This is a genomic window from Streptomyces sp. 1331.2, from assembly GCF_900199205.1.
Lineage (GTDB): Bacteria > Actinomycetota > Actinomycetes > Streptomycetales > Streptomycetaceae > Kitasatospora.
This window is the reverse complement of sequence record NZ_OBMJ01000001.1, coordinates 162,080-187,349: the sequence shown is the minus strand read 5'-3', so window position 1 is coordinate 187,349 and position 25,270 is coordinate 162,080. Positions and strand designations below refer to the sequence as shown.

The following is a 25,270-nucleotide window of genomic DNA, read 5'->3' as shown; positions in this document are numbered from 1 at the left end:
AGCATGCCTGACAGTCGCGGGGTCCCGCGCCGACGTGCTTCCGCCGTGGGTCCGGACCTGCGGCGACGGGAGCGCCCCGGGGCCAACAGGCCTGCGGCACCGGTGCGTTCGACGAGCCGGAGCGAGACCTCGGACGAACGAAGCTTCGCCGTGGCCGGCACCTCGGGGCCGGCGCTCCCCCGTACGGGTGGTTGCCGGTCGACGGCCCCGGCGGACGGCGTCACCCGCTCGGGGCGCAGCGTCGTCGTCCTGATCCTGGTCGCCGTCCTGGCGGTGCGCGCATTGAGACGTTGAGGGGTGCGCGGTCCGCGTCTGCGGCCCGTGGAGGGGGAGTTGGCCGGGCCCCGGCCCTACCGGTCGTCGAACCACGGGCACCGAGCCCCGACGAACAGCGGCCCGCTCACGACGTGGCATGCTCCTCACATGACCGACCACGACCGACCGGCGCCCGGGACGAGCGCTGAGACCAGTTCCACGACGGGCGGCACAGCACGGGAGCCCGCGCTCCAGGACGTTCTGGATGCCTCCTTCGGGTCGATGGTCCTGCTGGAGCCGGTCTTCGACGCGCACGAGGAGGTGGTGGACTTCCGTTTCGCCGCGACGTCGCCGGAGGCGATCGACATCGCCGGGCGCCGAGGCCGGGAGCTGCTGGGGCGAAGCATCCTGGAGACGTATCCCGGGGTGGCCGGAAGCGATCTCTGGCAGGGATACCGCAGCGCGTACATGACCGGCGTCCGCTACGAAGGCGAGCTGGACTACGAGGAAGTCGCCGCCGGCATCCCGAGGTTGTCCCGCTACACGGTGAGGGCGGTGCCCTGCGGACGCGGGCTGATCGTCTCGTGGTCCCGCCTCGACACCCACGAACGGAGGCAACGCAGGCAGGCACTGATGCAGCGCCTGGCCAGGACCGGCTGGATGGACCACGATCTGCTCCGCGACGAGATCACCTGGTCCCCCGAGGTCTATTCGATCTTCGGCAGGAGCGGGTCACCGGGACCGGTGGCACTGCGGGACCTCGCCGCCCAAGCGGCGGGGACCGACCGCGAGGCCCTGGAGGACGAGGTCCGGCGGTTGATGACGAGCGGCGAGCGGATCGACCGCACCGTCCGCATCCTCCTGTCCGCAGGAGAGGTGCGACACGTCCGGATCGTCGCCGAAGCCGAAACGGACGCGCACGGCGACCCGATCGAGCTCAACGGGTTGTTCCAGGACCTCACGGCCGTCAAGCGCTCCGAGCAGCAGCTGCTGGAGCACCAGCAGGCGGTGCTCGCGCACCAGGGCCTGCTGGCGGCCGAGCGGGACCTCGCCGCCCGGCTCCAGAACACGCTGCTCCCCGTGTCGCAACAGGTGCTCGACCTGGCCGGCCTCGTCGTCGACGTCGCCTACCAGCCCGTTCAGGAAGGGCTGAATCTCGGCGGTGACTGGTACAGCGCCGTCGAACTGCCGGACGGCAGCGCCCTGCTGGTGGTCGGAGACGTCGCGGGCCACGGTCTCGACGCGGTGGCCACGATGGCCCTCCTGCGCTTCACGGCGAAGGGCATGGCCATCACCGGCACGCCTCTGCCGGAGATCCTCCACCGCCTCAACACCCTGCTGCTGCACGCCGCGGACCGGCCGTACAGCACCGCCACCATGATCATGGCCTGCTACCAGCCGGAGACCTCCCGGCTCACCTGGGTCCAGGCCGGACACCTCCCGCCGCTGCTCCTGCGCCAGGGTGAGGCCCGCTACCTGCCGCCCCCGGCGGGCATCCTGCTCGGAGCCACCGACACTCCTCGCTACGAGGCTTCGACGCTCGACCTGTCGCCCGGCGACGAACTCCTCCTCTACACCGACGGCCTGATCGAGAGCCCGGGTGAGCCACTCGACGAAGCCCTGTCACGACTGGCTCGCACGGTAGTGGAGCGCAACGGTGACAAACCGTTCCTGGAGGGGCTCGTCCGGGCACTGGTCAAGCCGGCCGACCGCCGCGATGACATCTGCGCCCTGCACGTTCGCCGCTGACCGCTGACCGCTGACTGCAGGAGGCCGGACCCGCCGTCTTCCGGGAAGGTTGGTCGCCGCCGGCATCCGATCCCGGATTCGGGGCAGTCGAGGGACAAGCCGACTGACGAGGAGTGAGACAGCATGGGTATCGGTGGCTGCATCGGGTTGTTCGCCCTCGGCGCCGTCATGGCCTTCGCCACGGACTGGCATCTGAAGGGCATCAACGTCCACATGGTCGGCTGGATCCTCATGGCCGCCGGCCTGCTGGGAATGATCACTTACGTCAACGTGTTCCGGCGCCGGCGCATGGGTCGGAGAGTGGACGCCGACGAAGTGGTCGAGGAGCGCCGCTACTACGAATAGGCTGCCGCAGCCGGGCTGACGGTGAGGAGTGGGGAGTAGGCTCGGCCGACTCCCCACTCCTCGTGATGCCAGGGGAGGCTCCCCCGCGGGCGGGCCTGGGCTACGAGACCGCCGCCGGACTCAGCTGTCCGGTCGGCGCACCGCCACGCCGACCAGGCAGGTGTCGTCGTCGGTGTCGGCGCTGCTGTACTGCAGCAGGTGGTCCAGGTGCCCTTCGAGGCCGTTGGCGCCGACGCCCGCGTCGCGGTGGGCCCGTTCGGTGAGCGCCGTCAGGTTGGTCAGTGACGCCTGGAGGGACTCGTCACGGCGTTCGATCAACCCGTCGGTGTACATCACCAGGGTATCGCCGGTCTCCAGGACGAACTCGTCCTCCTCGTAGTCCGCCTGGTCCAGGGCGCCCAGCAGGATGCCGCCCACCTGCGGAAGGGTCCTCGCCCGGCCGTCGCGCAGCAGCACCGGCGGCGGGTGGCCGGCCCGGGCCCAGCGCAGCCGGCGGGTCGCCGGCTCGTACAGCCCGCAGACGGCGGTGGCCGTGACGTTGTCGGTGAGGTGGTGGGTGACGCTGTTCAGCCAGCTGAGCAGCTGGCCCGGCCCGGCGCCGGTGGCGGCCAGGCCGCGCAGGGCGTTGCGCAGGGCGACCATGCCGGTGGCGGCCTCGATGCCGTGCCCGGCGACGTCGCCGACGCACAGCAGGACGTCGCCGGTCGGCAGCGCGAGCGCGTCGTACCAGTCGCCGCCGACGAGGTGGTCCTTCTCGGCGGGGCGGTAGCGGACGGCCACGTGCAGGTCGTGCAGGTCGAGCGGGCCCCGGGCGGGCGGCATGATGGCGTGCTGGAGCTGGAGGGCGAGGCGGCTGCGCTCGGCGGCCTGCTGCTCGCTCTGGGCCAGCTGGTCGCGGGTGGCGGCGAGCGCGACCTCCGTCCAGTGCTGGGCGGAGATGTCCTGGTAGGCGCCGCGTACCAGGCGCAGCCGGCTCTGCGGATCGCGCACCGGCTCCGCCACGACCCGGATGTGCCGGGTGACGCCGTCGGGGCGCTGGAGCCGGAAGGCGGTGGAGGCCGGCCGGCGGTGGTGCAGCAGGGTGCGCAGGAACCGGCCGATGGTGTGCCGGTCGTCCGGGTGGGCGTGCTCGGCCAGTTGGTCGATGGAGATCGGCTGCGCGGTGGGCGGCAGCCCGTGCAGCTCGTACAGGCTGTCGTTCCAGACGATCTGACGCGTGCGCAGGTTCTCCTCGAAGCCGCCGATCCGGCCCAGGCGCTGCGCGTGCTGGAGCAGCCGGGCGACCCGTGGCGTGCCGTCGTCCAGCCGCCAGACGACCACCAGATGGGGGCCGTGCCGGCTGATGCTCACCTGCGCCCGGGTGGTCAGCGGCACCCCGTCGACCAGGGCGGCCAGCCGCATGTCCGGGGTCCGGAACGGCTCTCCGGTGGCGAAGACGTGCTCGACCTTCTCGGCGAGGCCCCCCGGTTCCGCTGCGAGCGGGTACGCCTCCAGCAGCCGGGTGCCCACGATCGCGCTCGTGGGCCGGCCGGCGAAGTCCACGAAGGACGGGTTGACGTGCCGCACCAGGAACCGCGGCGGCACCTCGCCGTCCTCCGGTGCCACCCGGAGGACCAGACAGGGGTCGAAGAGGCCGTCCGTGAGCTGCCGCAACTCGTCGAACCGGGCGTCGGCCAGGTCGGCCGCGGGGAACTCCCGGGGCTCCCAGGACTCCAGCGTGGCGGCCGCCACCTCGGCGAGGGCCTCGAACTGCCGTTGCAGCGGCTGGGACTGCTCGGGCAGGCCCTCGCGCCAGCAGATCTCCAGGACGCCGATCAGCCGGCCGCCGACGCCGGCCGGCACGGCCAGCCGCCCACCGCGGACATCGTGCTGGCCGATGGAGGGCAGCGAGGCGTCGGCGAGCATGTGGTAGCCGATGGCCGTGCGTTCGTCCAGGGCCCGGCGGGCCGGCGTCGGGACGCCGGGCGGGACGTGGCGCCAGCGCCGGGCCTCCTCCGGCTGGAAGCCGGCGCTGCCCGCGAGGGACAGCGAGAGGTCGGGGTGGGCGGCCCAGATCGCCACCGCGGCCACGCCCAGCGGGCGCAGGGCGTGCTCCAGCATGGAGCGGGCCGCCGTCGCGGCGTCGCCGCCCGCGATCGTGTCCGCCTCGGTGCTGCGCAGACGCAACGCGACCGGATCCGCGCTCCTGGCCACCGCACCGGCGCCCACCCCGGCCCGGACCGGCCGGACCGCGCCGCCGGTCCCGGCCGCCCCGTCCGTTCGGGCGGCCTCGTCCGTTCGGGCCGCCCCGTCGGAGCGGGTCACGGCGCCGGCCACGAACTCGCGGGCGAGCGCCGAGATCTGGTCCGACGCGGCCTGGTTGAGCAGGTCGGCGGCCAGCGCCAGCGTCGTCACCCCCGCCTGCTCGGCGAGGCCCTCCAACTGCCGGGCGGCTTCGGTGGGGCCGCAGTGCAGGCGCTCCACCAGCACGCCGACCGCCATCTCCAGCACGGCCCGCCCCGCCGAGTCGGCCTGCGCCTGGTCCAGCTCCCGGCGCAGGCGCTCCACCGTGCCGGCGAGCCGGCCCACCGCCGTGGCCGTGCGGTCAGGCTCCGGCTCCCGGGCGGCGGGCGCCTCCGGGCCGGTCGAACCGCGCTGGGCCCCGACCCTGGGGGTACCGACGGCCGGTTCCGTCGCGGGGCGGCCCTTCGCGAGCTGCTCGTCGGGGTGCTGCACGGTGGTGGCTCCTGGGGTCTGGGCTGCTGCTCCGGTCGGCGGCCGGGGCCTGTCCGGCAAGATCCGCCGGACGGGCCCTACCGCGTGAGGTGGTGCGTGATCCGGCTGATCACCTCGTCGGCGTCGACCGGTTTGGTGATGTAGTCGCTCGCGCCCGCGGCCAGGCTCTTCTCCCGGTCGCCGATCATCGCCTTGGCGGTCACGGCGATGATCGGCAGGCCCTCGTGCTCGGGCATGGCGCGGATCGCCGCAGTGGCCGTGTACCCGTCCATCTCCGGCATCATCACGTCCATCAGGATCACGTCGATGCCGGGGTGGGCGGTGAGCGACTCCAGCGCGGCGCGCCCGTTCTCGGCCTGGAGGACGTGCATGCCGTGCAGCTCCAGGATGCTGGTGATCGCGTAGAGGTTGCGGTCGTCGTCGTCGACCACCAGGGCCGTGCGTCCGGCCAGCGCCGGTTCGGCGCCGGGGCTCCAGGAGGGCATCCGGTCCGTGCCGCGTCCGGGCGGGAGCGCGCCGCCGGGGCGGTCGGCGCTCATGTGGAGGGCGATCCGCTCACGCAACTCGTCGAGGCTGGCGATCAGTTCGAGTGGCTGTCCGCTCGGCCGGGAGACGGAGTCCGCGCGCTCGCCGGTGACGCCGCGGTTGTTGTGCGCCAGCACCGGCACGGTGTGCAGGGCCGGGTCGCCCTCTATGTCGGCCAGCAGCGCGGCGGCCGCGCCGTCCGGCAGGTCGAGTTCCAGGACGACGCAGTGGCACGGCGCGGTGGCCAGTGCGGTGGCGGCCTCCTGGGCGCCGACGGCGGTGACGACCTCGACCTGCCGGTGCCCGGCGGAGTAGCGGGCGAGGTCGGCCACGGCGTTCTCCGCGACGAGGGTCAGCAGGCCGCTGGGCCGCCCCTCCACGACGAGGAGTCGCCGCGGCCGTTCGGAGGAGGCGTCGTCGGCGGGATCGACGGGCTGGTCCGGGGAGGGCCCCGCGGCGGTGCCACCCGGCGTTCCGGGGGGCGACGCCGGTTCGCCGGCGGTGACCTCGGAGTGCTCGGCGGGGAGGTAGAGGGTGAAGACGGTGCCCTGGCCGAGGGTGCTCTCGACGGTGATGGCGCCGCCGAGCAGGAAGGCGATCTCGCGGCTGATGGACAGTCCGAGGCCAGTGCCGCCGTACTTGCGGCTGGTGGTGCCGTCGGCCTGTTGGAAGGCGCCGAAGACGGTCTCCAGGTGCTGGGGCGCGATCCCGATGCCGGTGTCGGTCACCCGGAAGGCGAGCACCGGGCCGCCGCGCCGGACACCGTCCGGGAGTTCGGCTTCGAGGGCGGGTTCGATGCGCAGCTCGACCTTGCCGTGCTCGGTGAACTTGACGGCGTTGGACAGCAGGTTGCGCAGCACCTGGCGCAGCCGGTAGTCGTCGGTGAGGAGCTCGCCCGGGACGCCGGACGCCGTGTGGACGGCGAAGGCGAGGTTCTTCTGCCCGGTCATCGGGCGGAAGGTGGCCTCGACGTAGTCCAGCAGCGCGCGCAGCGGCACCGCGTCGACGTTCAGGTCCATCTTGCCGGCCTCGACCTTGGACAGGTCGAGGATGTCGTTGATGAGCTGGAGCAGATCGGAGCCGGCGGAGTGGATGATGCCGGCGTACTCGACCTGCTTGGCGGTCAGGTTCCTGGTGGGGTTCTGGGCGAGCAACTGGGCCAGGATGAGCAGGCTGTTGAGCGGCGTGCGCAGTTCGTGGCTCATGTTGGCCAGGAACTCCGACTTGTACTTGGAGGCCAGGGAGAGCTGGTGCGCGCGGTCCTCCAGCTCCTGGCGGGCCTGCTCGATCTCCAGGTTCTTCGTCTCGATATCGCGGTTCTGGGCGGCGAGGAGTTCCGCCTTGTCCTCCAATTCGGCGTTGGAGAACTGGAGTTCCTCCTGTCGGGCCTGGAGTTCCTCGGAGCGGGCCTGGAGTTCGGCGGTGAGTCGCTGGGATTCGCCGAGCAGCTCGTCGGTACGGGCGTTGGCGATGATGGTGTTGACGTTGACGCCGATGGTCTCCATCAGCTGTTCCAGGAAGTCCCGGTGGACCTGGGTGAACGGCTTGACGGAGGCCAGCTCGATGACGCCGAGGACCTGGTCCTCTACCACGATCGGCAGCACCATCAGGGACAGCAAGTCGGTGCGGCCGAGGCCGGAGGAGGCGGGGAGGTAACCGGCCGGCAGCGCGTCGACGCTGATGGTGCGCCGGCTGCGGGCGGCCTGGCCGACGAAGGACTCGCCGAGGCGGAAGCGGGTGGGGCGCTCGCCGTCGGGGAACGCGTAGGAGCCGACCAGCTGGAGGATCGTCCCGTCCGGGCTGTCCTCGGCGAGGTAGAAGGCACCGCACTGCGCGCCCACCAGCGGGGCGAGTTCGTCCATCACGGACTCGGCGACGACGCCGAGGTCGCGCCGGCCCTGCATCAGGGCGGAGAAGCGGGCGAGGTTGGTCTTCAGCCAGTCCTGTTCCTCGTTGGCGCGGGTGGTCTCGCGCAGGGACTCCACCATGAAGTTGACGTTGTCCTTGAGGTCGGCGACCTCCCCGGAGGCGTCCACGGTGATCGAGCGGGTGAGGTCGCCGGCCGCGACGGCGCTGGTGACCTCGGCGATCGCCCGGACCTGCCGGGTCAGGTTGCCGGCCAGCTCGTTGACGTTCTCGGTCAGCCGCTTCCAGGTGCCGGAGACGCCCTCGACCTTGGCCTGGCCGCCGAGCCGCCCCTCCGTGCCGACCTCGCGGGCGACCCGGGTGACCTCGTCGGCGAACGAGGAGAGCTGGTCGACCATCGTGTTGATGGTCTCCTTCAGCTCCAGGATCTCGCCCCGGGCGGTGACGGTGATCTTCTGCGACAGGTCGCCCTCGGCGACCGCGGTGGCCACCTGGGCGATCGCCCGGACCTGGCCCGTGAGGTTTCCCGCCATGGAGTTCACCGAGTCGGTCAGGTCGCGCCAGGTCCCCGAGACGCCGACGACCCGGGCCTGGCCGCCGAGGATGCCCTCGGTGCCGACCTCCCGGGCGACCCGGGTGACCTCCCCGGCGAACGAGGAGAGCTGGTCGACCATCGTGTTGACGGTGTTCTTGAGCTCCAGGATCTCGCCCCGGGCGTCGACCTCGATCTTCTGGGTGAGGTCGCCGCGCGCCACCGCCGTGGTGACCTGGGCGATTCCGCGCACCTGCCAGGTCAGGTTGCCGGCCATCGCGTTGACCGAGTCGGTGAGGTCCGCCCAGGTGCCGGAAACCCCGGGAACCTGCGCCTGGCCGCCGAGGCGGCCCTCGGTGCCGACCTCCCGCGCGACGCGCGTCACCTCGGAGGTGAAGTGCGACAGCTGGTCGACCATGCCGTTGAACACCGAGGCGATCTCGCCCAGCAGCCCGTGCGCGTCGTCGGGGAGCTTGGTGCTGAAGTCGCCGTCCCGGACGGCCGTCAGGCCGGCCAGCAGTTGCCGCAGTTCGGGCTCGTTGCCCAGCGCGGCCTCCGGCCCGTGCGCCGGGCGGTGCTGCGAGCCGTTGATCGTGGTCGGGCCAGCCATCGAAGGTCGCCTCCGTAGAACGCCGGGCCGTGGCCCGCATCCGGTCGTGGGCATCGCCGAACCCGGGCGGATGGATCCGGTCGTGGGTCGGGTGCGGTGCGTACCGTCACGGAGGCTACCCCAGCGCCGACGCCGCCGGAAACGTCTGCGACCAGGGAGGGAGGTGCTCCGGACGGCGGATCCGGTGCGACGCGGTCTTCATGAAACCTTCACGACGCGCGGCTGCATCGATCCCGCGCTCCGGGGTAGCAGGGCCCCGTCGTACCGTCGCGGGAAAGGACTCGGATGCTCACGCCCACCGGTGAACTGCTCGCCCCCACAACCGTCCCGGCCGGGAGGACACGGGAGCTGCTCCCGGCCGACCTGCCCCAGGGGGAGGACCTGCGCGAGATGGCGCCGGCCGACGCGCGGGAACTCACCCGCGTCCTGCTGCGCCGCCTCGCCACGCTGGAGGAGGGGACGAGGGAGTACTCGTACGTCCGCAACACCCTGGTGGAGATGAACCTCTCCCTGGTGAAGTTCGCGATCCGCCGCTTCACCTCACACCGCGAGCCCAGGGAGGACCTCCTCCAGGTGGGCGCAGTCGGCCTGGTGAAGGCCATCGACCGGTTCGACCCGGACCTCGGTGTGGAGTTCACCACGTTCGCGATGCCGACCGTCCTCGGTGAGCTGCGGCGCCACTTCCGCGACACCACCTGGGCCGTGCACGTGCCCCGGCGGCTCCAGGAACTGCGCATCGTCCTTGCCAGGGCCCAGGAGAAGCTGTCGCAGGAACTCGACCGCGCCCCCACGCCCGCCGAACTCGCCGAGCACCTGTCGCTCTCGGTCGAGGAGGTTGTCGAGGGGCTGACCGCGGCCAACGGCCACACCGCGGGCTCGCTGGACCTCGGCGGCGCGGAGGACGAGGACGGCCCCGGCGCGCTGGGCGAACGCCTCGGCGAGGAGGACCGGCGCCTGTCCCGGGTCGAGGACCTGGTGGCGCTCAAGCCGCTGGTGGCCGCACTGCCGGAGCGGGAGCGGCTCATCCTCTCCATGCGCTTCTGCGAGGACCTGACGCAGACCCAGATCGGGGCCCGCCTCGGGCTCTCCCAGATGCACGTCTCCCGGCTGCTGAGCCGCACCCTGCGGAAGCTGCGGGAAGGGCTGGTCGGCGACTGACGGTCGCCGAGGGCCGTGTTTGGCGCAGTGGCCCGGCCTACGTATGGTCGGAAGGCACGGACATGGAGGGGACGACGATGATGCCATCCGACAACGGCCAGGGCGAAGCGGCCCTGGCGGCCGCACCCAGGCCCGGCCTGGTCCTGCGCAGCCGCACCACGGAGACCGGGGCGGCGGTGTGCGCGCTCGCGGGCGACCTCGACATCGAGACGCTGGCCTCGGCCGCCGAGGAGCTCACCGAGCTGGTCGCGCGGCGCCCGTCCGCACTGGTCATCGACCTGAGGGAGGTCGCCTTCTGCGACTCCTCCGGGCTGAACCTGCTGCTCCGGACGCGCATCGCGGCCGAGAAGGAGGGGTTGCACCTGCGGCTCGCGGCGGTGGCGCCGACGGTGCTGCGGGTGCTGGAACTGACCGGCGCGCGAACGGTGTTCACGATCCACGAGACGGTCGAGGAGGCCCTGCGTGCCGACCGGGTGAGCGTGTGACCGGGTGAGCGCGGGCCTGCCCGAGCGCGGGCCCGCGCGAGCGTCCGGTCGCCTGACCGCCCGAGCGCCGGGCTGTCCGAGCGGCGGGCTGTCCGAGTGCCGGGCCGGCGCGCCCGGCTACCGGGCGGCGCACGGGGAGAGGCATAATCCCGGAGCTGCCGGGAAACCGAGCTGCGAGAGTCGTCGATCCGGAAGGGTGCCCTTAGATGTCGATGAGCCGGGGAACCCTGGACGGTGACCCGCTCGCGGGCGGGCTCGTGCTGCCCTCCGGCGGGCAGCGCAGACGGTTGCCCCTCGCCGGCCTCCCCAAGCCGGTCGCCCGCGCCAGGGCCCACACCGTCCGTGCGCTGAGCGACTGGTTCGCGTCCGTCCCCGGCCCCGGGGCCGGCGGGGAGACCGTCGAGGACGTCGTCCTGGTGGTCGCCGAGCTCGTCGGCAACGCCATGCTGCACGGCGACGGCCCGCTGGAACTGGTCCTCGACCTCACCCCGGACCGGCTGCGGATCGAGATCAGCGACCGCAGCACCGACATGCCCGCCCCCCGGGAACCGCACCACCCCGCACAGCCCGGCGGCCACGGCCTGTTCATCGTGCAGCGGATCGCCGACCGCTGGGGCGCCGAGCCACACGCCCAGGGCAAGACCATCTGGGCCGAGTTCGAGGCGTCCCGCCTCCTGGGTGCGTGACCGGGAGCCCAGCGGCCTCCCGAATCCGAGCAGTACGTCCTGACGGCAGTGGCGCCGGCTCTGCCGGCCCCGCCGCTTCGCCCGTCTACCCCGCCCGGCCGGGCGCATGCACCCGCCGGGCCGCAGCCGGGCACCGGCGGGACGGGTGGTTTCCGTGCCCCCAGCGGGGGAAGCCGCTGGAACAGCCGCTGTCCGGCCGGTCGTCGGCGCCCGTCCCGGACGCCTCGGGGGCTTCCCCTTCGCGTGCGGGCACGGTGGCTTCCACCGAGACCGGAGCACCGGGCGGCGAACCGCCATCACCGTACGGAGGCCGGACGACGGCTCCCCGACCTTGGAAGGAATTCAGCGATGGGCATCGTCATCAGCAGCCCCCTGCCGGACGACGAACGCAAGACGACCGGGGAAGCGCTGCAGGGCGCCCTGGTCGACCTGGTGGACCTCTCCCTGGTGGCCAAGCAGGCGCACTGGAACCTCTACGGGCCCCGGTTCCGTTCCGTCCACCTGCAACTCGACGAAGTGGTCACCACCGCACGCAACTTCGCCGACGAGGTGGCCGAGCGCGCCGCGGCGATCGGGGTCAGCCCCGACGGACGGGCCGTGACGATCGCCGCCTCCAGCGGCCTGCCCGGGTTCCCTGAGGGCTGGATCGCCGACGAGGTGGTGATCGAGCACCTGGTGAAGGCGTTCCGGGCCGTGATCGAGCGGATGCGGACGCGGATCGACGAGACGGAGAAGGCGGACCCCGTCAGCCAGGACCTGCTGATCGGACTCACGGCTGCGTTGGAGAAGCACAGTTGGATGTTCCAGGCGGAGAGCCGGGGCTGACGCGTGCGGGCCCTGCGCGGCTGAGCGACGGGCCGAGGACTGCGACTGCTCCCCGGCGGAACCACTGACTGCCGGACCACTGTCGCCCTGACCACTTACGCCCTGACCACTGACGCCCTGACTACTGTCGCCCTGACCACTGACGCCCGCCCGGTGCTTGCCGCCGGGCGGGCGTCGGCGCGTGGCGCCGGGTGCCGGTGGGCGTCGGCCTGCGCCCGCCACGGCTCGTGGCACTCGGGTCAGGCCGGGTGGCCGGCCTCGATGTCCGCCACCTCGCGGAACGAGAGCACGGGCATGGCCGGTCCCGGCGCGTGGACGTGGCGCGGCTCCAGGAGGAAGCCGGTGTGGTCGCCCCAGTCGGCCCGGTCCAGCACCGCGCCGACGAACCAGGCCGGTGCCCGGTCCAGGACCGGGACACCCTCCGGCCCGCGGTGCCAGGCCGTCTCGGCGAACTTGTCGCAGTCGTCACCGGTCCGGCCGCCGAACAACTCCGCCAGCCGGTGGTCGGGAGGCAGCAGGTGGACGCCGAGCGCCCGCGCTCCCAGGGCGACGGCGTGGGTGCGGTTCGCCTTCGACAGCCACACCGTGAACCGCGCCGGATCGATCGAGCACTGCCCGGCGAACCCCACCAGGCAGCCGGCCGGCTCCGGCCCGGCCGCCGTCACGACGTACATCGGGTAGTCCAGTAGCCCGGTGAACGCGTCGAAACCGGTCATCTCCCGTACCTCCGCCAACCTCGGGGCGGCCCCGCCACCGGGGCGCTCTTCAACCCGTCCGTGTGCCCGCCGACAGCCCGGGCACACCACCGGGCGCGGCCACCGCCGAGGCCGCAGGCACCCACTGCGGTTCCCCGGCGCTTTCGGCGCAGACGTCGGCATCATCGGACCCGTCGCGGTGCACGCCCGCGCCAAAACGGCGGGTGCGGAGATCATCGCCGAGCTGCACGAGACCGGCTACGGACGGCACGGCTTCGCCGACCGTGCGCAGAGGGCGACCCGCAGGCTTTCGGGACCCTCCCCGGCCGGCCAGGGCGACCGGCACCCCCGCAGCGAGCCCGGCAGCTCCTGTCGGCAGCGCGTGTGAACGGGAGGGACCGGGAACACGCCGCGCATGGGATGGTTCCGAAGAGCACACGGTGAATACGACGGCGGGTCCGTCCGCGATCCGCAGGAGGCAGCGGAGCGGGGCCCGGACGAGCCGACGCAGGTACCGGGATCGGGTGGTTCGCCGGTGCCTCCGGGGTGCGGTTCGGTCGGTCCGGTGCCGTTCCTATCGTCTGGCGGCGGCGGGGCGGTGGCGACAGGCCGGGCGTCATCCCGGCCCGGTCGGTGCCGGGCCGGGATCGGGTGGATCGGGGGGTGGTCGGGTGTACGGGTGGCGGTTCGGGTCAGGAGTCGGCGCAGGCTGCCGTGAGACCGCCGGCGGCGCTGGTGATCGCCCCGATGTCAGGCTGTTTGCCGTTGGAGACCTTGTCGATCGCATCGTTCACGGCCTTGGCGAGCTTGTCGGCGGCCGGATCGAGCTTGCTCCCACCTTCCTGGCGGATCTTCTTGGCATCCTCGACGATCTTCTTCAAGGCGTCGACGGTGTGTTTGCGGCGTTCCTTGTCGGTGATCTGACCGACGTTGACTGCGGAGTCGGCGAGGTCCTGGACATCGCCGGTGAGACTGATCGCCTTCTTTCCGCAGTCCAGGGCCTGATCGGCGTTCTTGCACGCGGTGAACAACGGGGCTGCGATGAGCACCGCGAGTGCGGTGGCGGCCAGGCGGTACGGCTTCCTTGTCATGTCACTATCCCTCCCGTCATCGACAACGCCACTTCGGCGTACGACGGTTCCGATCGGACGGATGAACGTCCGGCGAATTCGGTGGTGGTGGCTGAATATGATGTGTCGTCAGTTGTGGCGCGGTCGATCGGTGGCGTCCGGTCCGAGGAGATCGATGCAGGCCTGCCATGCGGCGGGCGGCAGCAGGTCGTCGACCCGGGCGAACAGGCCGTACAGCGCGGGCCCGTGGCGGGTGGCCAGTTCGGCGTTGTGGGCGAGGACGTCGAGCTCGTTGGCGGCGGTGACGGCGAGGAAGGCGCGCAGGTCCTCGTCCGTCGGGGTGTGGTCGTCGCCGGTGAACCGGTCTCGGAACAGCGGCCGTTCGTCCGTGCCCAGGCGGGGGTAGGTGGCGGCCCGGTCGCAGCTCGCGTAGAGGTGGACGAGTGCTTCGGCGGGCAGGCCGACGAGTTCGGCCAGGTCCGACCGCCGGTCGAGCGCCAGCAGGGCGCGGTCGAAGCCGTCGGTCCCGTAGGCGGCATGGCAGAGCCCGGCCGCCTGGACCGCGGGGGTGCAGCCCCAGGTGGCCAACAGGGCTGCCACTCGCCGTAGATGGGCCAGGAGCGTGCCGCCCGGGTGCGGGATCCGGTCGGCGCCGTGGGTGTGGAGGAAGTCCTCGATGCGGTCACGGTCGGGAATGCCTCGGTGGTCGGAAGGCGTCACCCCGCGAGTCCTACCCCCGAGGTGACGCCCGACAATCGCCGTCGGATCCCTGGCTGGAACCGTGGCTGGATTCGTGACTGGATCCGTGGCCGGGAACCGTCAGCGGTCGACCGTCAGTGGTCGGCTGAATCCGATGCCGGGTTCGAGAGCTCACTCACCAGACGGGTGAGGGTCGGGACGGCCACCCCGTGCGCGTGGGCGGCCCGCAGGACGGCGCCGCCGATCGCGTCGAGCTCGGTCGGGCGGCCGGCCTCCACGTCGCGCTGCATCGAGGACTTCGTCGTTGCGGGGATGAAGTCGAAGGAGGCGAGCAGGTCCTGCGCGTCGGCCGGTGCGCCGACCGCCCGGGTGACGGCGGTGATCTCCTCCAGGGCGGCCAGGAGTTCGGGCCGGTGCTCGGTGCGCACGGTGCCGATCTCGCTGGCGTGGCGGGTGGTGAGCAGTGCGAACGGTGCGAGGAAGGAGAGCTTGCCCCACAGCATTGCGGTCTCGTCCTCGTTCAGCGCGACGTCCAGTCCGGTGTGCCGTAGCTGTTCGGCGAACTCCTCGACCGGGCCGGCGAGTTCGATGGCCGCGAACGGGCTGCTGTGCTCGATCCGCCCGGGCGCCGTCCGGGTGGCCTCGACCCGGATCGTGCCGGCCGTGACCCGGGCGGCCGGGTAACGCTCGCGCAGCAGCGCCATGTGGTCCAGGCCGTTGAGCAGCGGCACCACGATCGCGGGGCCGAGGGTCCGGGCGGGCAGCCGGTCGAGCGAGCCGGCCAGCGCGGTCTCCTTGACGGTCACGAACACGGCGTCCACCGGCTCGCGCAGCTCTGTGGCGGCCTCGACCCGGGCGGTGAACTCGCCGAACTGCCCACTCCGGACGTGCAGTCCGTCCCGGGCGATCACGGCGGCGGTCTCCTCGCCGGCCAGACAGATCACGCGGTGGCCGTCGCGGGCGAGCAGCCCGGCGATCAGGCCGCCGACACCGCCCGGCCCGAGGACGGCGACGGTCAGCTGGGCAGTGGTCATGGTGACTCCCTTGGAAATGACGAGGGTTGTGGATGGGTGGGTCATGGGACTGCCGGCCGTGCGGTCGCTGCAGGTCACGGGACTTCCCCGTGGAAACGGACCTCGGAGAGGCGGCGGGGTCGTTCGGCGGCCTCGGACGGATCCGAAGGTTCGGCGTGCTCGGCCGGTGCGTCGGCCGGTGCGGCCGGTGCGGAGAGGAACGCGGCATCGAAGGTGAACGGCTCCTCGTGGCGCGGCTTCCGCCCCGGGCCCGGCCGCCGGCGCGGGGCCGGGTGGCGGTAGAGGTGGAGCGAGTCGTAGCGGAGGGTGCCGTGGGCAGGATCGGGCACCGACAGGCCCGCGGCGCGCAGGGCCTCGACCAGTTCGTGCGCCGGCCAGCCGAGCACGTCGACCCCGTGGTAGCCCACCGGGCAGGCGGGCCGGTCGTCGCTCGGGTTCCGGCCGACGCCGACGCCCCGGAAGCGGTCGCGGCCGTCCGCGCAGAGGGTGACGCTCACCCCGGGCAGTTGGAAGGCCAGCGCCCAACGGCAGCCGCAGACGAAGGTGTTGCGCACGCCGCCGGGCAGCAGGTCGCCGTGCGGGGCCAGCAGCCCGCGCACCGCGGCCTCGGTCAGACCGAAGCGCAGTTCGGGCAGCGGGGCCGGCAGGCGGACCCCGTGGCCGGGTAACAGGTCGATGGTCACCCGATCATGATTCCTCGTGAGCTCCGCGGACGGGAGGCCGGGGGCGGAAAAACGACGGGCTCGCCCGGGCTGCGCCGGGTTAGGGTGCGCCGGGCCCGGCAGCGTCCGGGCGCAGCCGGGAGACCTGGTCCGCACTGATGGCGCGCCACCGGCACCCGGACCCGGCCCACCGCCGCTTCGTCGCCTCCCACCTCTCCATCGCCGACGTCCCCTGGCAGGACGGGTACCCCTGCTACCTGGACGAGGAGGCCGGCCTGCTCGCCGCCTGGGCGCTGGTCGAGCCGGACGGCGAGGTGCCGGCGGAGGTGCTCGTCGGCCTCGGCAGTCGCGAACATCCCGCGGGGGAGGCCATAGGGCTGCGCCATGCCGACCATCCGGACCCGCGGGTGCGCCGCGAGGTGCCGCGCTGCCTCGGTGCGGACCACGGCGACCGGCTGTCCGCCGCTGCCACCGCCTGCGTGCGGCGGCCGGCGCTGGACCCGGACGAAAAGGTCCGGGCCGGCGTCGGCTGGGCGCTTCAGGGCTGCCCGGTCACCTCCGGCACCAGGGCCGCGCTGCTCACCCTGGTCCGTGACGAGGCGCCCGCCGTGCGGCTCGCCGCCGGATCCGCCCTGGCCGCCTCCGCGGACCGTACGCGCGAGGTCGCCGACGCCCTGGCGGCGCTGCTGGACGAGGACGAGCAGCGGCTGCGCCTGGAGGGCACGTACGGCCTCCTCCTGCGGGACGACCCGCGCACGGCGGCGGGGGTCGAGCGCCTGGGACCGCTGGCCTGGCCCGAGTACCGGTACGACCACCGGGCGGAGCCGGTGCGGCAGTGGCGGCGCCGCAGGGACCGCCGCGGAGAGCGGGAGGAGCACGAGGGGGCGTAGCCCCGGTGCTACCACCACCTGCGGGGTTCGGTTTTCCGAACCTTCGATTCGGGTGCCAGCACAATCGATCCCGCGGCTCCGGATGCCCAGGATGGAGGGCATGAACGGGAAGACGACAGCCGCGGCCCCCGGGGGCCCGGCGACGCAGGACGCGGTGTCGACTACGGCCCTGAGCGGGGACGGGCTGCACCGCGAGTACGGGCGCGGCACGGCGGTGGTCCGGGCACTGCGCGGGGTGTCCGTGGCCTTCGCGCCGGGGACGTTCACGGCGGTGATGGGGCCCTCGGGTTCGGGCAAGACCACCCTGCTGCACTGCCTCGCCGGGATGGACCGGCCCACCCGGGGCACCGTCCGGTGGGGCGGCACGGAGGTGTCCGGGCTGCCCGAGCGGCGGCTGGCGGAGCTGCGGCGGACCCGGATGGGGTTCGTGTTCCAGGCCTTCAACCTGATGCCGGCGATGACCGTCGCACAGAACGTCGAGCTGCCGGGCCGGCTGGCCGGGCAGCCACCGGGCCGGGCCCGGGTACGGGAGGCGCTGGCGCGGGTGGGGCTGGCCGGGCGCGAGCGGCACCGGCCCGGGCAGCTCTCGGGCGGCCAGCAGCAGCGGGTCGCGATCGCCCGGGCGCTGGTGGCCCGGCCGGAGGTGCTGTTCGCCGACGAGCCGACCGGCGCGCTCGATCGCGCCACCGGGCACGACATCCTCGGCCTGCTGCGCGAGGGTGTCGACGTCGACGGGCAGACCTGCGTGATGGTCACCCACGACCCGGTGGCCGCCGGCTACGCGGACCGGGTGCTGCTGCTCGCGGACGGTCTGTTGGTGGACGAGCTGGTCAGTCCGACCGCCGATCAGGTCGGTGCCCGGCTGAGTCGGATGGGCGGGTGAGCGCGGTGAGTCCGGCGGGTTCGAGGGGGTCAGTGAGTCCGGTGAGTCCGGTGAGTCCGGTGGGTTCGAGGAGTTCGGTGAGTCCGGTGGGCAGTCCTGTGCTGGCCCTGTCCGTGGGGCAGATCCGGCGCCGCCCGGCGGCCTTCGCCGGACTGGCCGCGGCGCTGCTCCTCGCGATGGCGACGGTGACGCTGTTCGGCTCGCTGGTCGCCGCACAGGTGACGGCACCCGGGGCGGTGGCGCGGGCGCCGGTGGCCGGGCCGGGCGTGCTGGTGATCGCGGCGGCGTTCGGTGAGATCGCCGTCCTGGTCGCACTGTTCGTGGTGGTCAACGCGCTCGGCTTCACCCTCCGTCAGCAGCACCGCGACCTCGCCCTGCTGCGCACCGTCGCGGCGACGCCCCGTCAGGTGCGGCGGGTGGTGCGCGCCCAGGTCGTGGCGACCGTCCTGCTGGCGGCCGTCCCCGGCTGTGCGGCAGGCCTGCTGGCCGCCCGGGTCTTCCTCACCGCCCTGCAGCGGCGCGGGATGGCCGCGCCGGGCCTGCACATACCCGGGACGCCGGTGCCGATGGCGGTCGCGCTCGGGGTGGCGCTGCTGGTCGGCCTGGCGGCGTCCGCCGCCTCGGCCTGGCGGGTCACCCGGCCCGCCCCGGCCGTCGCCCTGGCCGAGGGAACGGCCGAGGGCGCGGGTACGGGCACGGGTGCGGGAACGGGCGGGCTGCGGGGTGCGGCTGTGCTGCGGTCGGTGGTCGGGGTCGCGGTGCTGGCGGGCGGCGTGCTGCTGCTGCGGCTGGCCGCGACCCGGCCGGCCGGGGAGCTCGACAAGGCGGGCCAGGCCGCCCTGCTCGGCTCGCTGGTGCTGCTGGCCGCGCTCGCACTGCTCGGGCCCTTGGCGGCCCGGGCGCTGTCCGCCGTCCTCGGCGCCCCGGTCCGGGCGCTCGTCCCGCGGGCCGGCTGGCTCGCGGACGCCAACCTGCGCGGCTACGCGGCCCGGCTCTCCTCGGCCGTGGTTCCGGTCGCGCTGCTGGTCGGGCTCTCCGGCACGATGCTCATCATGACCAGCACCGCCGAGCGGGTGGTCCGGGCGACCGGAGCCGCGACCAGCGTGACCAAGGCGAGCGACATCTGGCTGCGACAGGCGGAACTCGGGCTGCTGGTCTGCTTCGCGGCGGTCTCCACCGTCAACACCCTGGTCGCGCTGACCGCCGACCGCCGCCGGGAGTTCGCCCTTCTGCGGCTGGTCGGGTCGACGCGACGGCAGCTGCTGCGGATGCGCTCCGTGGAAGCGGCCCTGACCACGGCGATCGGCGTGCTGCTGGGGGCTGCGGTGGCGGCCGCCGCCTCGGGAGCGTTCAGCTGGGCGGTGCGCGGGTCGGCGGTGCCGGTGATACCCGGCGCGCAGTGTGCCTGGGTGGTGCTGGGGGCGGCGCTCCTGACGGTGCCGGGGATCGTGGGCACGGGGGTGTGGGCGAGCGGCGGTTCGGCGGTGGCGTCGTGAGCGGCGAGCGGGGGTGAGGCGACGGCGGTGAGAGCGTCGGGCCGTCGGGCGGGGCCGGGCGGGGCCGGGCCGGGCTGGGTCGGGCTGGGTCGGATCGGGCTGGGTCGGGTCGGGCTGGGGGGCGGTCGGAGGTCGGAGGTGGTGGTTCCGGCGGCCACTGGTGGATGCTGGGGCGGGTCGGGGGAGGGGGAGCGCAGCGCGTGGACGGTGAGCGGACGGTGGTCGAGCAGTGAGATGGACGGCGGTCGGGCGGCGACGGCTCCTGGCGGTGCGCGGGGGCGAGACGGCGTTCGCCGTCCTCGGATTGCCGCTGGGGGTGCTCGGAGGGGTCTATGCCCTGGCCGTCCTCTACGCGGGGGTGCTGCTCTCGCTCACCGTGCTGGGCCTGCCGTTCCTGGTCGCCGCGCTGCTCGGAGCACGGCGGATCGGCGGGCTGCACCGCCGACTGGTCGCTCGGCTGCTCGCTGAGGCGGTGCCCGCGCCGCCGTCGCTGCCCCGCCCGTCCGGGGTTCTCGCCCGCGGCCGGGCGGTGCTGACCGACCCGGTGGCCTGGCGGGTCCTGCTCTACCTCGTCGTACGGCTGCCCCTGGGGGTGGTCGGCTTCCTGGCCGCGGTCGGGCTGCCGCTCGGCGCGCTCTGGCTGGTGGGCTTCCCCCTCTGGGTGCGGCTGATGGAGCCGGGCCCGCGACCGTTCGGCTGGCTGGACCTGGCCGCGGTCCCGGTCGGCCTCCTGGTGCTGGCAGCCGTCCCCGCCGGGCTGCGGGCGCTGAGCCGGGCGAACCGGGCGCTCGCCCGGACCCTGCTCGGCCCGGTGCGCTCGCAGCAGCGGGTGCGCGAACTGGAGAGCGCCCGGGCCACCCTGCTCGCCGAGAACACCGACCGGCTGCGGCGTCTGGAACGTGACCTGCACGACGGCACCCAGGCGCAGCTGGTCGCGCTCGCCATCACCCTTTCGCTGGCCGACGACGCCCTCCTCGACCCGGGCGCTCCCGACCTCGGGCGGCTGCGCACCCTGGTCGACCGGGCCCGGGGACAGACCGACGACACCATCGCGGGCCTGCGCCGGCTGACCCGGGGCATCCACCCGGTGGCGCTGGACGGAGGGTTGGCGGAGGCGCTGCCCGGGCTCACCGCCACCTCGCCGGTACCGGTCGCCGTCCGGCTGGACCTGAGGGAGCGTCCGGAGGAGGTGATCGAGCGAGCCGTCTACTTCTGCGCGGCCGAGCTGCTGACCAATGTCGCCAAGCACAGCGACGCGCGGTCGGCGGAGCTGACCGCGAGCGCGGGCGACGGAAAGGTCCGGTTGACGGTGCGCGACGACGGGCGCGGCGGCGCCGCGATCGGGGCGGGCACCGGACTGGCGGGCCTGGCCGAACGCCTGGCGGCCGTGGACGGGGTGTTGCGGGTGGACAGCCCGCCGGGCGGGCCGACGGTGGTCAGCGCCGAGGTGCCGAGCAGGTTGTGAGGGGCGTTCATGACTGGTCATGAGCGTTGCTCATGGGGCTGGGTCATGAGGAAAGCTCATGGCGCTGGGTCATGAGGAAGGCTCATGGGAGCGGCGCATGAGGAAAGCTCATGGCGCCAGGGCATGAGGAAGGCTCATGGGTCCGGTCATGAGCAACGCTCATGGGCCAGCCTCCTGAGCAACTCTCATGAGCGTTGCTCAGGAAGCGCCGTTCTCGGCGAGGTAGGTGAGTACGGCCTTGACCCGGCGGTTGTCGGCGTCGGTCGCGGGCAGGTCGAACTTGGTGAACACGGCGGCCACGTGCTTCTCCACCGCGCGCTCCGACACCACGAGCAGGGTGGCGATCGAGCGGTTGGAATGACCCTGCGCCATCAGCTCCAGCACCTCGCGCTCTCGCGGGGTGAGGGCGTCCACCCGGCTGCGTCGGCGGCCCTGCAGCAGTCCGGTGACGATCTCCGGATCGAGCGCCGTACCGCCTGCGGCCACCCGGTGCAGGGCGTCGACGAACACGGAGGTGCGGGCGACCCGCTCCTTCAGCAGGTAGCCGATGCCGGCGGCGCCGCCGGCCAGCAGCCGGGCGGCCCAGACGGTCTCCACGTGCTGGGAGAACACCAGGATCCCGGTCTCGGGCTGTGCGGCCCGGATCTCGACCGCTGCCCGGATCCCCTCGTCGGTGTGGGTGGGCGGCATCCGGATGTCCACCACGGCCACGTCGGGCCGGTGCTCGGTGACGACGGCGATGAGCTCGGGCGCCGTACCGGCGGTGGCGACCACCGCACAGCCGCGCGCGGTGAGGAGCTCGACCATTCCGTCCCGGAGGATCACCGAGTCCTCGGCCAGGACGACGCGGAGCTGCTTGTCGATCATGCCGTCATTATTCCGGGGGCGCAGCGGTGCCCTCGTCCGCCCTCCCCTCGGGAAATCCTTCAGTCCAGACTGGACAGTTCAAACTGATGAAATTACCGTGGAATCGTGACCGAGAACCGAACCACCCCCGACTCCGCGGTCCTCGCCGCCCGCGAGCTGCGCGCCGTCTTCAGCCGGCTGCGCCGCACCCTGCGGGAAGCGAGCGGGACCAGCGACCTCACGCCCTCCCAGGCCGCCGTGCTCAGCCGGCTGATCAACGACGGCCCGGCCTCCGCCAGCACGCTGGCCGCGGCCGAGCGAGTCCGTCCGCAGTCCATGGCCGCTACCCTCGCCGCCCTCGAACAGGGCGGCCTGGTGGGACGCCGACCCGATCCCGAGGACGGGCGCCGCCAGCTGGTCAGCCTCACCGAGGTCGGGCTGGCCCGGATCGCGGACAGCCGTCAGGCGCGGGAGGAGTGGCTGACTCGGGCCCTGGCGGAACACTTCACCGAGTCCGAACGCACCACCATGCTGGCCGGGCTGGCCCTGATGGACCGGCTGAGCCGGCTATGAGCGGCCCGGAAGCCCGGCCGGCCCGGCTGGGGTCGGGCCGGAGGGCCACCCGCCGACGGCCCGCCCCCGACGACGGGTTCAACCGTCGGCTGATCGCCCCGATGGTGCTCGGCTCGGTGCTCAACCCGATCAACTCGTCGATGATCGCGGTGGCGCTGGTGCCCGTGGGCGCGGCCTTCGGTGCGCCGCCCGCCGAGACCGCCTGGCTGGTCACCGCGCTCTACCTGGCCACCGCCGTCGGCCAGCCGGTGATCGGGCGGCTGGTGGACACCTACGGGCCGCGCCGGCTCTACCTCGCCGGGACGGCCCTGGTCGGCATCGCCGGCCTGCTCGGCGCGCTCGCCCCCTCGCTCGGGCTGCTGATCGCCGCCCGGGTGCTGCTCGGGCTGGGCACCTCGGCGGCTTACCCGGCCGCGATGCACCTGACCCGCAGCGAGGCCGAGCGGACCGGGAGGTCCAGCCCCACCGGGGTGCTGACCGTACTGGCCGTCGCCAACCAGACCGTCGCCGTGGTCGGCCCTACCCTCGGCGGCCTGCTGATCGGCGCGGGCGGTTGGCGGACCGTCTTCGCCGTCAACGTTCCGCTCGCGCTGGCCTGCCTGGTGCTCGGCGCCGCCCGCCTGCCCACCGCCGCGCCGAGCCCCGACAGGTCGGCCGACCACGACCCCGACCGCCCCGACCGCCCTGAACACCGCGACCGGCCCGATCGCCTCGACCACGTCGGGATCGCCCTGTTCGCCGTGTTGCTGCTGGCGTTGATGCTGTTCCTGATGAAGCCGAGTCCGACGCTCTGGTACCTGCCGGCCCTGGCCGTGTCGGCTGCCATCGGCTTCGCCGTCCGCGAGTTGCGAGCCCCCACCCCCTTCATCGACCTGCGGGCGCTCACCCGGAATCGCCCGCTGGTCGCCACCTATCTGCGCCAACTCCTCGGCTACACGGCGATCTACGCCTTCCTCTACGGCTACACCCAGTGGCTGGAGGAGGGGCGCGGCCTGTCGGCCGTCTCCGCCGGGCTGGTCCTGCTGCCGCTCTCGCTCACCGCCCTCGCGGTGTCCGGCCTCACCGGCCGCAGTGCGGCCGTGCGCGGCAAGCTGCTGGTCGGGTCCGCCGTGCAGATCGCGGCCTGTGCGGCGCTGCTGCTGGTGGACGCCGGCAGCCCGTTGGTGCTGCTGATCGTGGTCGCCGTACCGGCCGGAGTCTCCCAGGGGCTGATCGGCCTCGGCACCCAGACCTCCCTGTACCACCAGGCGGATCCGGTCTCGATCGCCTCCGCGGCCGGGTTGTTGCGCACGTTCATGTACCTCGGCGCGATGGCGGCCTCCGCCGCGAACGCCGCGTTCTTCCCGCACGGTGCCACCACGATCGGGCTGCACCACCTCGCACTGTTCATGCTCGGCGGTGCGGGGCTGCTGTTCCTCCTCACCCTGCCGGACCGCTCGCTCGGACGGATGACCGGCCCGGACCGCAAGGACAGTTGACGCTGCGTCCGGCATCGTCGCCACCGGCGTGCCGCGACAGCCGCGGACGCCGCGGACGCCGTGGGAAACGGCCTCGCGAAAAGGCGGCGAGTACGATACGGGGTGTTTGGTTTGTTTGCCGGGTGCGGGGGTGGGGTGGTTGGGGTGGCGCGGCAGGAGCGGGCGGTCCGGACACGTCGGCTGATCCTGGAGGCGGCGGCGACGGTCTTCGACGAGCGCGGGTACGAGGGCGCGACGATCGGTGAGGTGGTGGCCCGGGCGGGAGTGACCCGCGGCGCGGTGTACTTCCACTTCGCATCGAAGCGCGAGCTCGCCCGCGGGGTCGTGGCGGAACGGTTCGGCCGGGACGAGATCCCCGAACGGCAGTGCAAGCTCCAGGAGTTCGTGGACCTCGGGATGGTCGTCGCCCATCTCCTGCCGCGTGACCCGCTGTTGAGCGCGGGCGCGCGGCTCGCCCTCGGTCAGGACGCGCTCGGTGGCTTCGGCGGCGGCGCCGCGTCCGGGTGGATCCAGCGGGCCGAGAGCCTGCTGGTCGCGGCCCGCCGACGCGGTGAACTGCTGCCCCAGGTGGTGCCCGCCGAGACGGCCTGGCTGGCGACCGCGGCCTGGACGGGCGTGCAGGTCGAGTCCCACCGGTTGTCCGGCCGGGCGGACCTGGAGCGCCGAATCGCCGTGCTGTACCGGCACCTGATGCCGAGCATCGCCGTGCCCGGCGTCCTGGTCACGCTCGACCTCGGAGCGGACCGGGGCAGCCGGGTGGCCGCCGAGCTGGCGGCCGTCCGGGACGCGGAAGCCGCCGGGGCCGGGGGCGCGGTCGGGGTCGGAGTCGGGGGCGGTGTCGCTCCGCGCCGACGGTGACAGAAACCGTCCGTCCTGTTTTCGAAGAGGCGCCGGACTCGCGCTCAGTGGGCTTCCGGTCGGCGCAGGGCGAGGTAGTCGCCGAGGCGGGCGGCGGCGGTGAGCATGGCGAGGCCCCGGTCGGTGAGGCGTTGGTGCCAGCCGTCCAGGGCGGCGGCGAGCTCGCCCGTGCCGCCGGCCGTGCGGATCTGTCGGATGACGGTGGCGATGTGCTCCAGCAGGTAGCCGCCCCGCCGGAGCAGGTGGGCGAGTTCGGCGTCGCGGACGTCGACCGGGTGGTAGACGCGGTGGCCGGTGGCACCGTCGCGAACGGGGTCGAGGATGCCTGCGGCCTCCCAGGCGCGCAGGGTTGCGGGGGTGACGTCGAGCCGGTGTGCGAGTTCGCCGATGCTGAGCGGGGCTGGCGGGGCTGGCGGGGCTGGCAGGGCGGGCAGGGCAGGTGGGGCGGTGGCCCCGGAGGGGGGCGTGGCGGTGAGGTGGTCGACGGCTTCGCGGACGGAGGCCAAGGTCTCCCGGTCGCGCAGCAGTCGGGCGTGGCCGCGGTCGAGGGCGGTCAGTGCCTCGTCGAGTCGTCCGGCGTGGACGCTGGTCATCACCGCGCCGGCGGTCGCGTGCCCGTACGCCGGGACGAGGGCGAGGAAGGCGCGCAGCGCGGCTGCGTGCAGCTCGGTGTAGATCCGGTAGCCGGTCGGGGTGCGTGCGGCGGGCGGGAGGCAGCCGTCGCGTTCGTAGTTGCGGACCGCCTGGGTCGAGATGCCGTGTTCGCGCGCGAGATCGGAGGGGCGCATGGTCGTCTTCCGTTCGGGCCCGTTTGAGGCTTCTGGCGCTGGTGGCCAGGCTGGCAGGGAGAAGGCCGGGAAAAGTCTCAAC

Annotated in this window: 23 protein-coding genes; 14 read left to right on the top strand and 9 right to left on the bottom strand. The window is 73.4% G+C overall.

Annotation, left to right across the window (positions count from 1 at the left end; genetic code table 11):
• The first annotated feature begins 150 nt into the window (after positions 1–150).
• The 3 genes from CRP52_RS39080 to CRP52_RS00910 all read left to right on the top strand — a co-directional run bounded on the left by CRP52_RS39080 (position 151) and on the right by CRP52_RS00910 (position 2,349).
• Positions 151–294, top strand: coding sequence for a hypothetical protein (locus CRP52_RS39080; protein ID WP_257032212.1), 144 nt, complete (start codon positions 151–153; stop codon positions 292–294).
• Between the two features lie 129 nt (positions 295–423).
• Positions 424–2,004 carry a PP2C family protein-serine/threonine phosphatase gene (locus CRP52_RS00915; protein ID WP_257032211.1) on the top strand — a complete coding sequence of 527 codons (1,581 nt, stop codon included), beginning with the start codon at positions 424–426 and terminating at the stop codon, positions 2,002–2,004.
• 123 nt (positions 2,005–2,127) lie between these two features.
• A complete protein-coding gene (locus tag CRP52_RS00910; protein WP_097234595.1) occupies positions 2,128–2,349 on the top strand; it encodes a DUF6458 family protein in 222 nt (73 codons plus the stop codon).
• Positions 2,350–2,469: 120 nt separating this feature from the next.
• Here CRP52_RS00910 and CRP52_RS00905 read toward each other — a convergent pair whose 3' ends face one another.
• Entirely contained in the window at positions 2,470–5,064 is a 2,595-nt protein-coding gene (locus CRP52_RS00905; RefSeq protein WP_097234594.1) for a SpoIIE family protein phosphatase, read from the bottom strand.
• A gap of 77 nt (positions 5,065–5,141) precedes the next feature.
• Positions 5,142–8,597 (bottom strand): HAMP domain-containing protein, encoded by a 3,456-nt coding sequence (locus CRP52_RS00900; RefSeq protein ID WP_218893047.1) that lies wholly within the window; start codon positions 8,595–8,597, stop codon positions 5,142–5,144.
• A gap of 285 nt (positions 8,598–8,882) precedes the next feature.
• Between CRP52_RS00900 and CRP52_RS00895 the strand changes: the two genes are divergently transcribed.
• From CRP52_RS00895 to CRP52_RS00880, 4 genes are all read left to right on the top strand, one after another.
• Positions 8,883–9,755, top strand: coding sequence for a SigB/SigF/SigG family RNA polymerase sigma factor (locus CRP52_RS00895; RefSeq protein WP_097234592.1), 873 nt, complete (start codon positions 8,883–8,885; stop codon positions 9,753–9,755).
• 77 nt (positions 9,756–9,832) lie between these two features.
• Positions 9,833–10,240 (top strand): STAS domain-containing protein, encoded by a 408-nt coding sequence (locus tag CRP52_RS00890; protein WP_257032210.1) that lies wholly within the window; start codon positions 9,833–9,835, stop codon positions 10,238–10,240.
• A gap of 212 nt (positions 10,241–10,452) precedes the next feature.
• Positions 10,453–10,926: an ATP-binding protein gene (locus CRP52_RS00885; RefSeq protein ID WP_257032209.1), complete on the top strand. Its 474-nt coding sequence runs from the start codon at positions 10,453–10,455 to the stop codon at positions 10,924–10,926.
• Between the two features lie 348 nt (positions 10,927–11,274).
• A complete protein-coding gene (locus CRP52_RS00880) occupies positions 11,275–11,751 on the top strand; it encodes a Dps family protein (RefSeq protein WP_097234590.1) in 477 nt (158 codons plus the stop codon).
• A 239-nt stretch (positions 11,752–11,990) separates the two neighbouring features.
• Here the strand turns inward: CRP52_RS00880 and CRP52_RS00875 are convergent, their stop codons facing one another.
• The 5 genes from CRP52_RS00875 to CRP52_RS00850 form a co-directional block, all read right to left on the bottom strand.
• Positions 11,991–12,467 carry a flavin reductase family protein gene (locus tag CRP52_RS00875; protein WP_097234589.1) on the bottom strand — a complete coding sequence of 159 codons (477 nt, stop codon included), beginning with the start codon at positions 12,465–12,467 and terminating at the stop codon, positions 11,991–11,993.
• 671 nt (positions 12,468–13,138) lie between these two features.
• Positions 13,139–13,537: a hypothetical protein gene (locus tag CRP52_RS00865; protein ID WP_097234587.1), complete on the bottom strand. Its 399-nt coding sequence runs from the start codon at positions 13,535–13,537 to the stop codon at positions 13,139–13,141.
• A gap of 108 nt (positions 13,538–13,645) precedes the next feature.
• Positions 13,646–14,236 (bottom strand): DUF6817 domain-containing protein, encoded by a 591-nt coding sequence (locus CRP52_RS00860; RefSeq protein WP_097234586.1) that lies wholly within the window; start codon positions 14,234–14,236, stop codon positions 13,646–13,648.
• A gap of 113 nt (positions 14,237–14,349) precedes the next feature.
• Complete coding sequence (locus CRP52_RS00855) at positions 14,350–15,249, bottom strand: ketopantoate reductase family protein (RefSeq protein WP_097234585.1); 900 nt, start codon at positions 15,247–15,249, stop codon at positions 14,350–14,352.
• Positions 15,250–15,323: 74 nt separating this feature from the next.
• Positions 15,324–15,932: a hypothetical protein gene (locus tag CRP52_RS00850; protein WP_097234584.1), complete on the bottom strand. Its 609-nt coding sequence runs from the start codon at positions 15,930–15,932 to the stop codon at positions 15,324–15,326.
• A gap of 137 nt (positions 15,933–16,069) precedes the next feature.
• Here CRP52_RS00850 and CRP52_RS00845 point away from each other — a divergent pair, with 137 nt between their 5' ends.
• The 4 genes from CRP52_RS00845 (at position 16,070) to CRP52_RS00830 (ending at position 20,645) form a co-directional block, all read left to right on the top strand.
• Complete coding sequence (locus CRP52_RS00845; protein WP_097234583.1) at positions 16,070–16,801, top strand: HEAT repeat domain-containing protein; 732 nt, start codon at positions 16,070–16,072, stop codon at positions 16,799–16,801.
• A 100-nt stretch (positions 16,802–16,901) separates the two neighbouring features.
• Positions 16,902–17,684 (top strand): ABC transporter ATP-binding protein, encoded by a 783-nt coding sequence (locus CRP52_RS00840; protein ID WP_097234582.1) that lies wholly within the window; start codon positions 16,902–16,904, stop codon positions 17,682–17,684.
• 98 nt (positions 17,685–17,782) lie between these two features.
• Positions 17,783–19,180 carry an FtsX-like permease family protein gene (locus tag CRP52_RS00835; protein WP_097234581.1) on the top strand — a complete coding sequence of 466 codons (1,398 nt, stop codon included), beginning with the start codon at positions 17,783–17,785 and terminating at the stop codon, positions 19,178–19,180.
• A 229-nt stretch (positions 19,181–19,409) separates the two neighbouring features.
• On the top strand, positions 19,410–20,645 hold the full coding sequence (locus tag CRP52_RS00830; protein ID WP_097234580.1) for a sensor histidine kinase: 1,236 nt from the start codon (positions 19,410–19,412) through the stop codon (positions 20,643–20,645).
• A 198-nt stretch (positions 20,646–20,843) separates the two neighbouring features.
• On the opposite strand, the gene CRP52_RS00825 is transcribed toward CRP52_RS00830, so the two are convergent.
• Positions 20,844–21,512 carry a response regulator transcription factor gene (locus CRP52_RS00825; protein ID WP_097234579.1) on the bottom strand — a complete coding sequence of 223 codons (669 nt, stop codon included), beginning with the start codon at positions 21,510–21,512 and terminating at the stop codon, positions 20,844–20,846.
• A gap of 105 nt (positions 21,513–21,617) precedes the next feature.
• On the opposite strand from CRP52_RS00825, the gene CRP52_RS00820 reads away from it, so the two are divergent.
• The 3 genes from CRP52_RS00820 to CRP52_RS00810 all read left to right on the top strand — a co-directional run bounded on the left by CRP52_RS00820 (position 21,618) and on the right by CRP52_RS00810 (position 24,400).
• Positions 21,618–22,064 carry a MarR family winged helix-turn-helix transcriptional regulator gene (locus CRP52_RS00820; RefSeq protein ID WP_097234578.1) on the top strand — a complete coding sequence of 149 codons (447 nt, stop codon included), beginning with the start codon at positions 21,618–21,620 and terminating at the stop codon, positions 22,062–22,064.
• Positions 22,061–23,542: an MFS transporter gene (locus CRP52_RS00815; protein WP_097234577.1), complete on the top strand. Its 1,482-nt coding sequence runs from the start codon at positions 22,061–22,063 to the stop codon at positions 23,540–23,542. The genes CRP52_RS00820 and CRP52_RS00815 overlap by 4 nt, the downstream gene beginning before the upstream one ends.
• A 144-nt stretch (positions 23,543–23,686) precedes the next feature.
• On the top strand, positions 23,687–24,400 hold the full coding sequence (locus CRP52_RS00810) for a ScbR family autoregulator-binding transcription factor (protein ID WP_097234576.1): 714 nt from the start codon (positions 23,687–23,689) through the stop codon (positions 24,398–24,400).
• A 44-nt stretch (positions 24,401–24,444) separates the two neighbouring features.
• Here the strand turns inward: CRP52_RS00810 and CRP52_RS00805 are convergent, their stop codons facing one another.
• Positions 24,445–25,188, bottom strand: coding sequence for a TioE family transcriptional regulator (locus tag CRP52_RS00805; protein WP_097234575.1), 744 nt, complete (start codon positions 25,186–25,188; stop codon positions 24,445–24,447).
• Positions 25,189–25,270 lie beyond the last annotated feature (82 nt).

What these genes read in the sequence shown, in the direction of transcription:
- CRP52_RS00915 (WP_257032211.1), top strand. Translation starts at nt 424, where the DNA reads ATGACCGACCACGACCGACCGGCGCCCGGGACGAGCGCTGAGACCAGT.
- CRP52_RS00910 (WP_097234595.1), top strand. Translation starts at nt 2,128, where the DNA reads ATGGGTATCGGTGGCTGCATCGGGTTGTTCGCCCTCGGCGCCGTCATG.
- CRP52_RS00900 (WP_218893047.1), bottom strand. Translation starts at nt 8,597, where the DNA reads ATGGCTGGCCCGACCACGATCAACGGCTCGCAGCACCGCCCGGCGCAC.
- CRP52_RS00895 (WP_097234592.1), top strand. Translation starts at nt 8,883, where the DNA reads ATGCTCACGCCCACCGGTGAACTGCTCGCCCCCACAACCGTCCCGGCC.
- CRP52_RS00890 (WP_257032210.1), top strand. Translation starts at nt 9,833, where the DNA reads ATGATGCCATCCGACAACGGCCAGGGCGAAGCGGCCCTGGCGGCCGCA.
- CRP52_RS00885 (WP_257032209.1), top strand. Translation starts at nt 10,453, where the DNA reads ATGAGCCGGGGAACCCTGGACGGTGACCCGCTCGCGGGCGGGCTCGTG.
- CRP52_RS00880 (WP_097234590.1), top strand. Translation starts at nt 11,275, where the DNA reads ATGGGCATCGTCATCAGCAGCCCCCTGCCGGACGACGAACGCAAGACG.
- CRP52_RS00875 (WP_097234589.1), bottom strand. Translation starts at nt 12,467, where the DNA reads ATGACCGGTTTCGACGCGTTCACCGGGCTACTGGACTACCCGATGTAC.
- CRP52_RS00865 (WP_097234587.1), bottom strand. Translation starts at nt 13,537, where the DNA reads ATGACAAGGAAGCCGTACCGCCTGGCCGCCACCGCACTCGCGGTGCTC.
- CRP52_RS00855 (WP_097234585.1), bottom strand. Translation starts at nt 15,249, where the DNA reads ATGACCACTGCCCAGCTGACCGTCGCCGTCCTCGGGCCGGGCGGTGTC.
- CRP52_RS00845 (WP_097234583.1), top strand. Translation starts at nt 16,070, where the DNA reads ATGGCGCGCCACCGGCACCCGGACCCGGCCCACCGCCGCTTCGTCGCC.
- CRP52_RS00840 (WP_097234582.1), top strand. Translation starts at nt 16,902, where the DNA reads ATGAACGGGAAGACGACAGCCGCGGCCCCCGGGGGCCCGGCGACGCAG.
- CRP52_RS00825 (WP_097234579.1), bottom strand. Translation starts at nt 21,512, where the DNA reads ATGATCGACAAGCAGCTCCGCGTCGTCCTGGCCGAGGACTCGGTGATC.
- CRP52_RS00815 (WP_097234577.1), top strand. Translation starts at nt 22,061, where the DNA reads ATGAGCGGCCCGGAAGCCCGGCCGGCCCGGCTGGGGTCGGGCCGGAGG.
- CRP52_RS00805 (WP_097234575.1), bottom strand. Translation starts at nt 25,188, where the DNA reads ATGCGCCCCTCCGATCTCGCGCGCGAACACGGCATCTCGACCCAGGCG.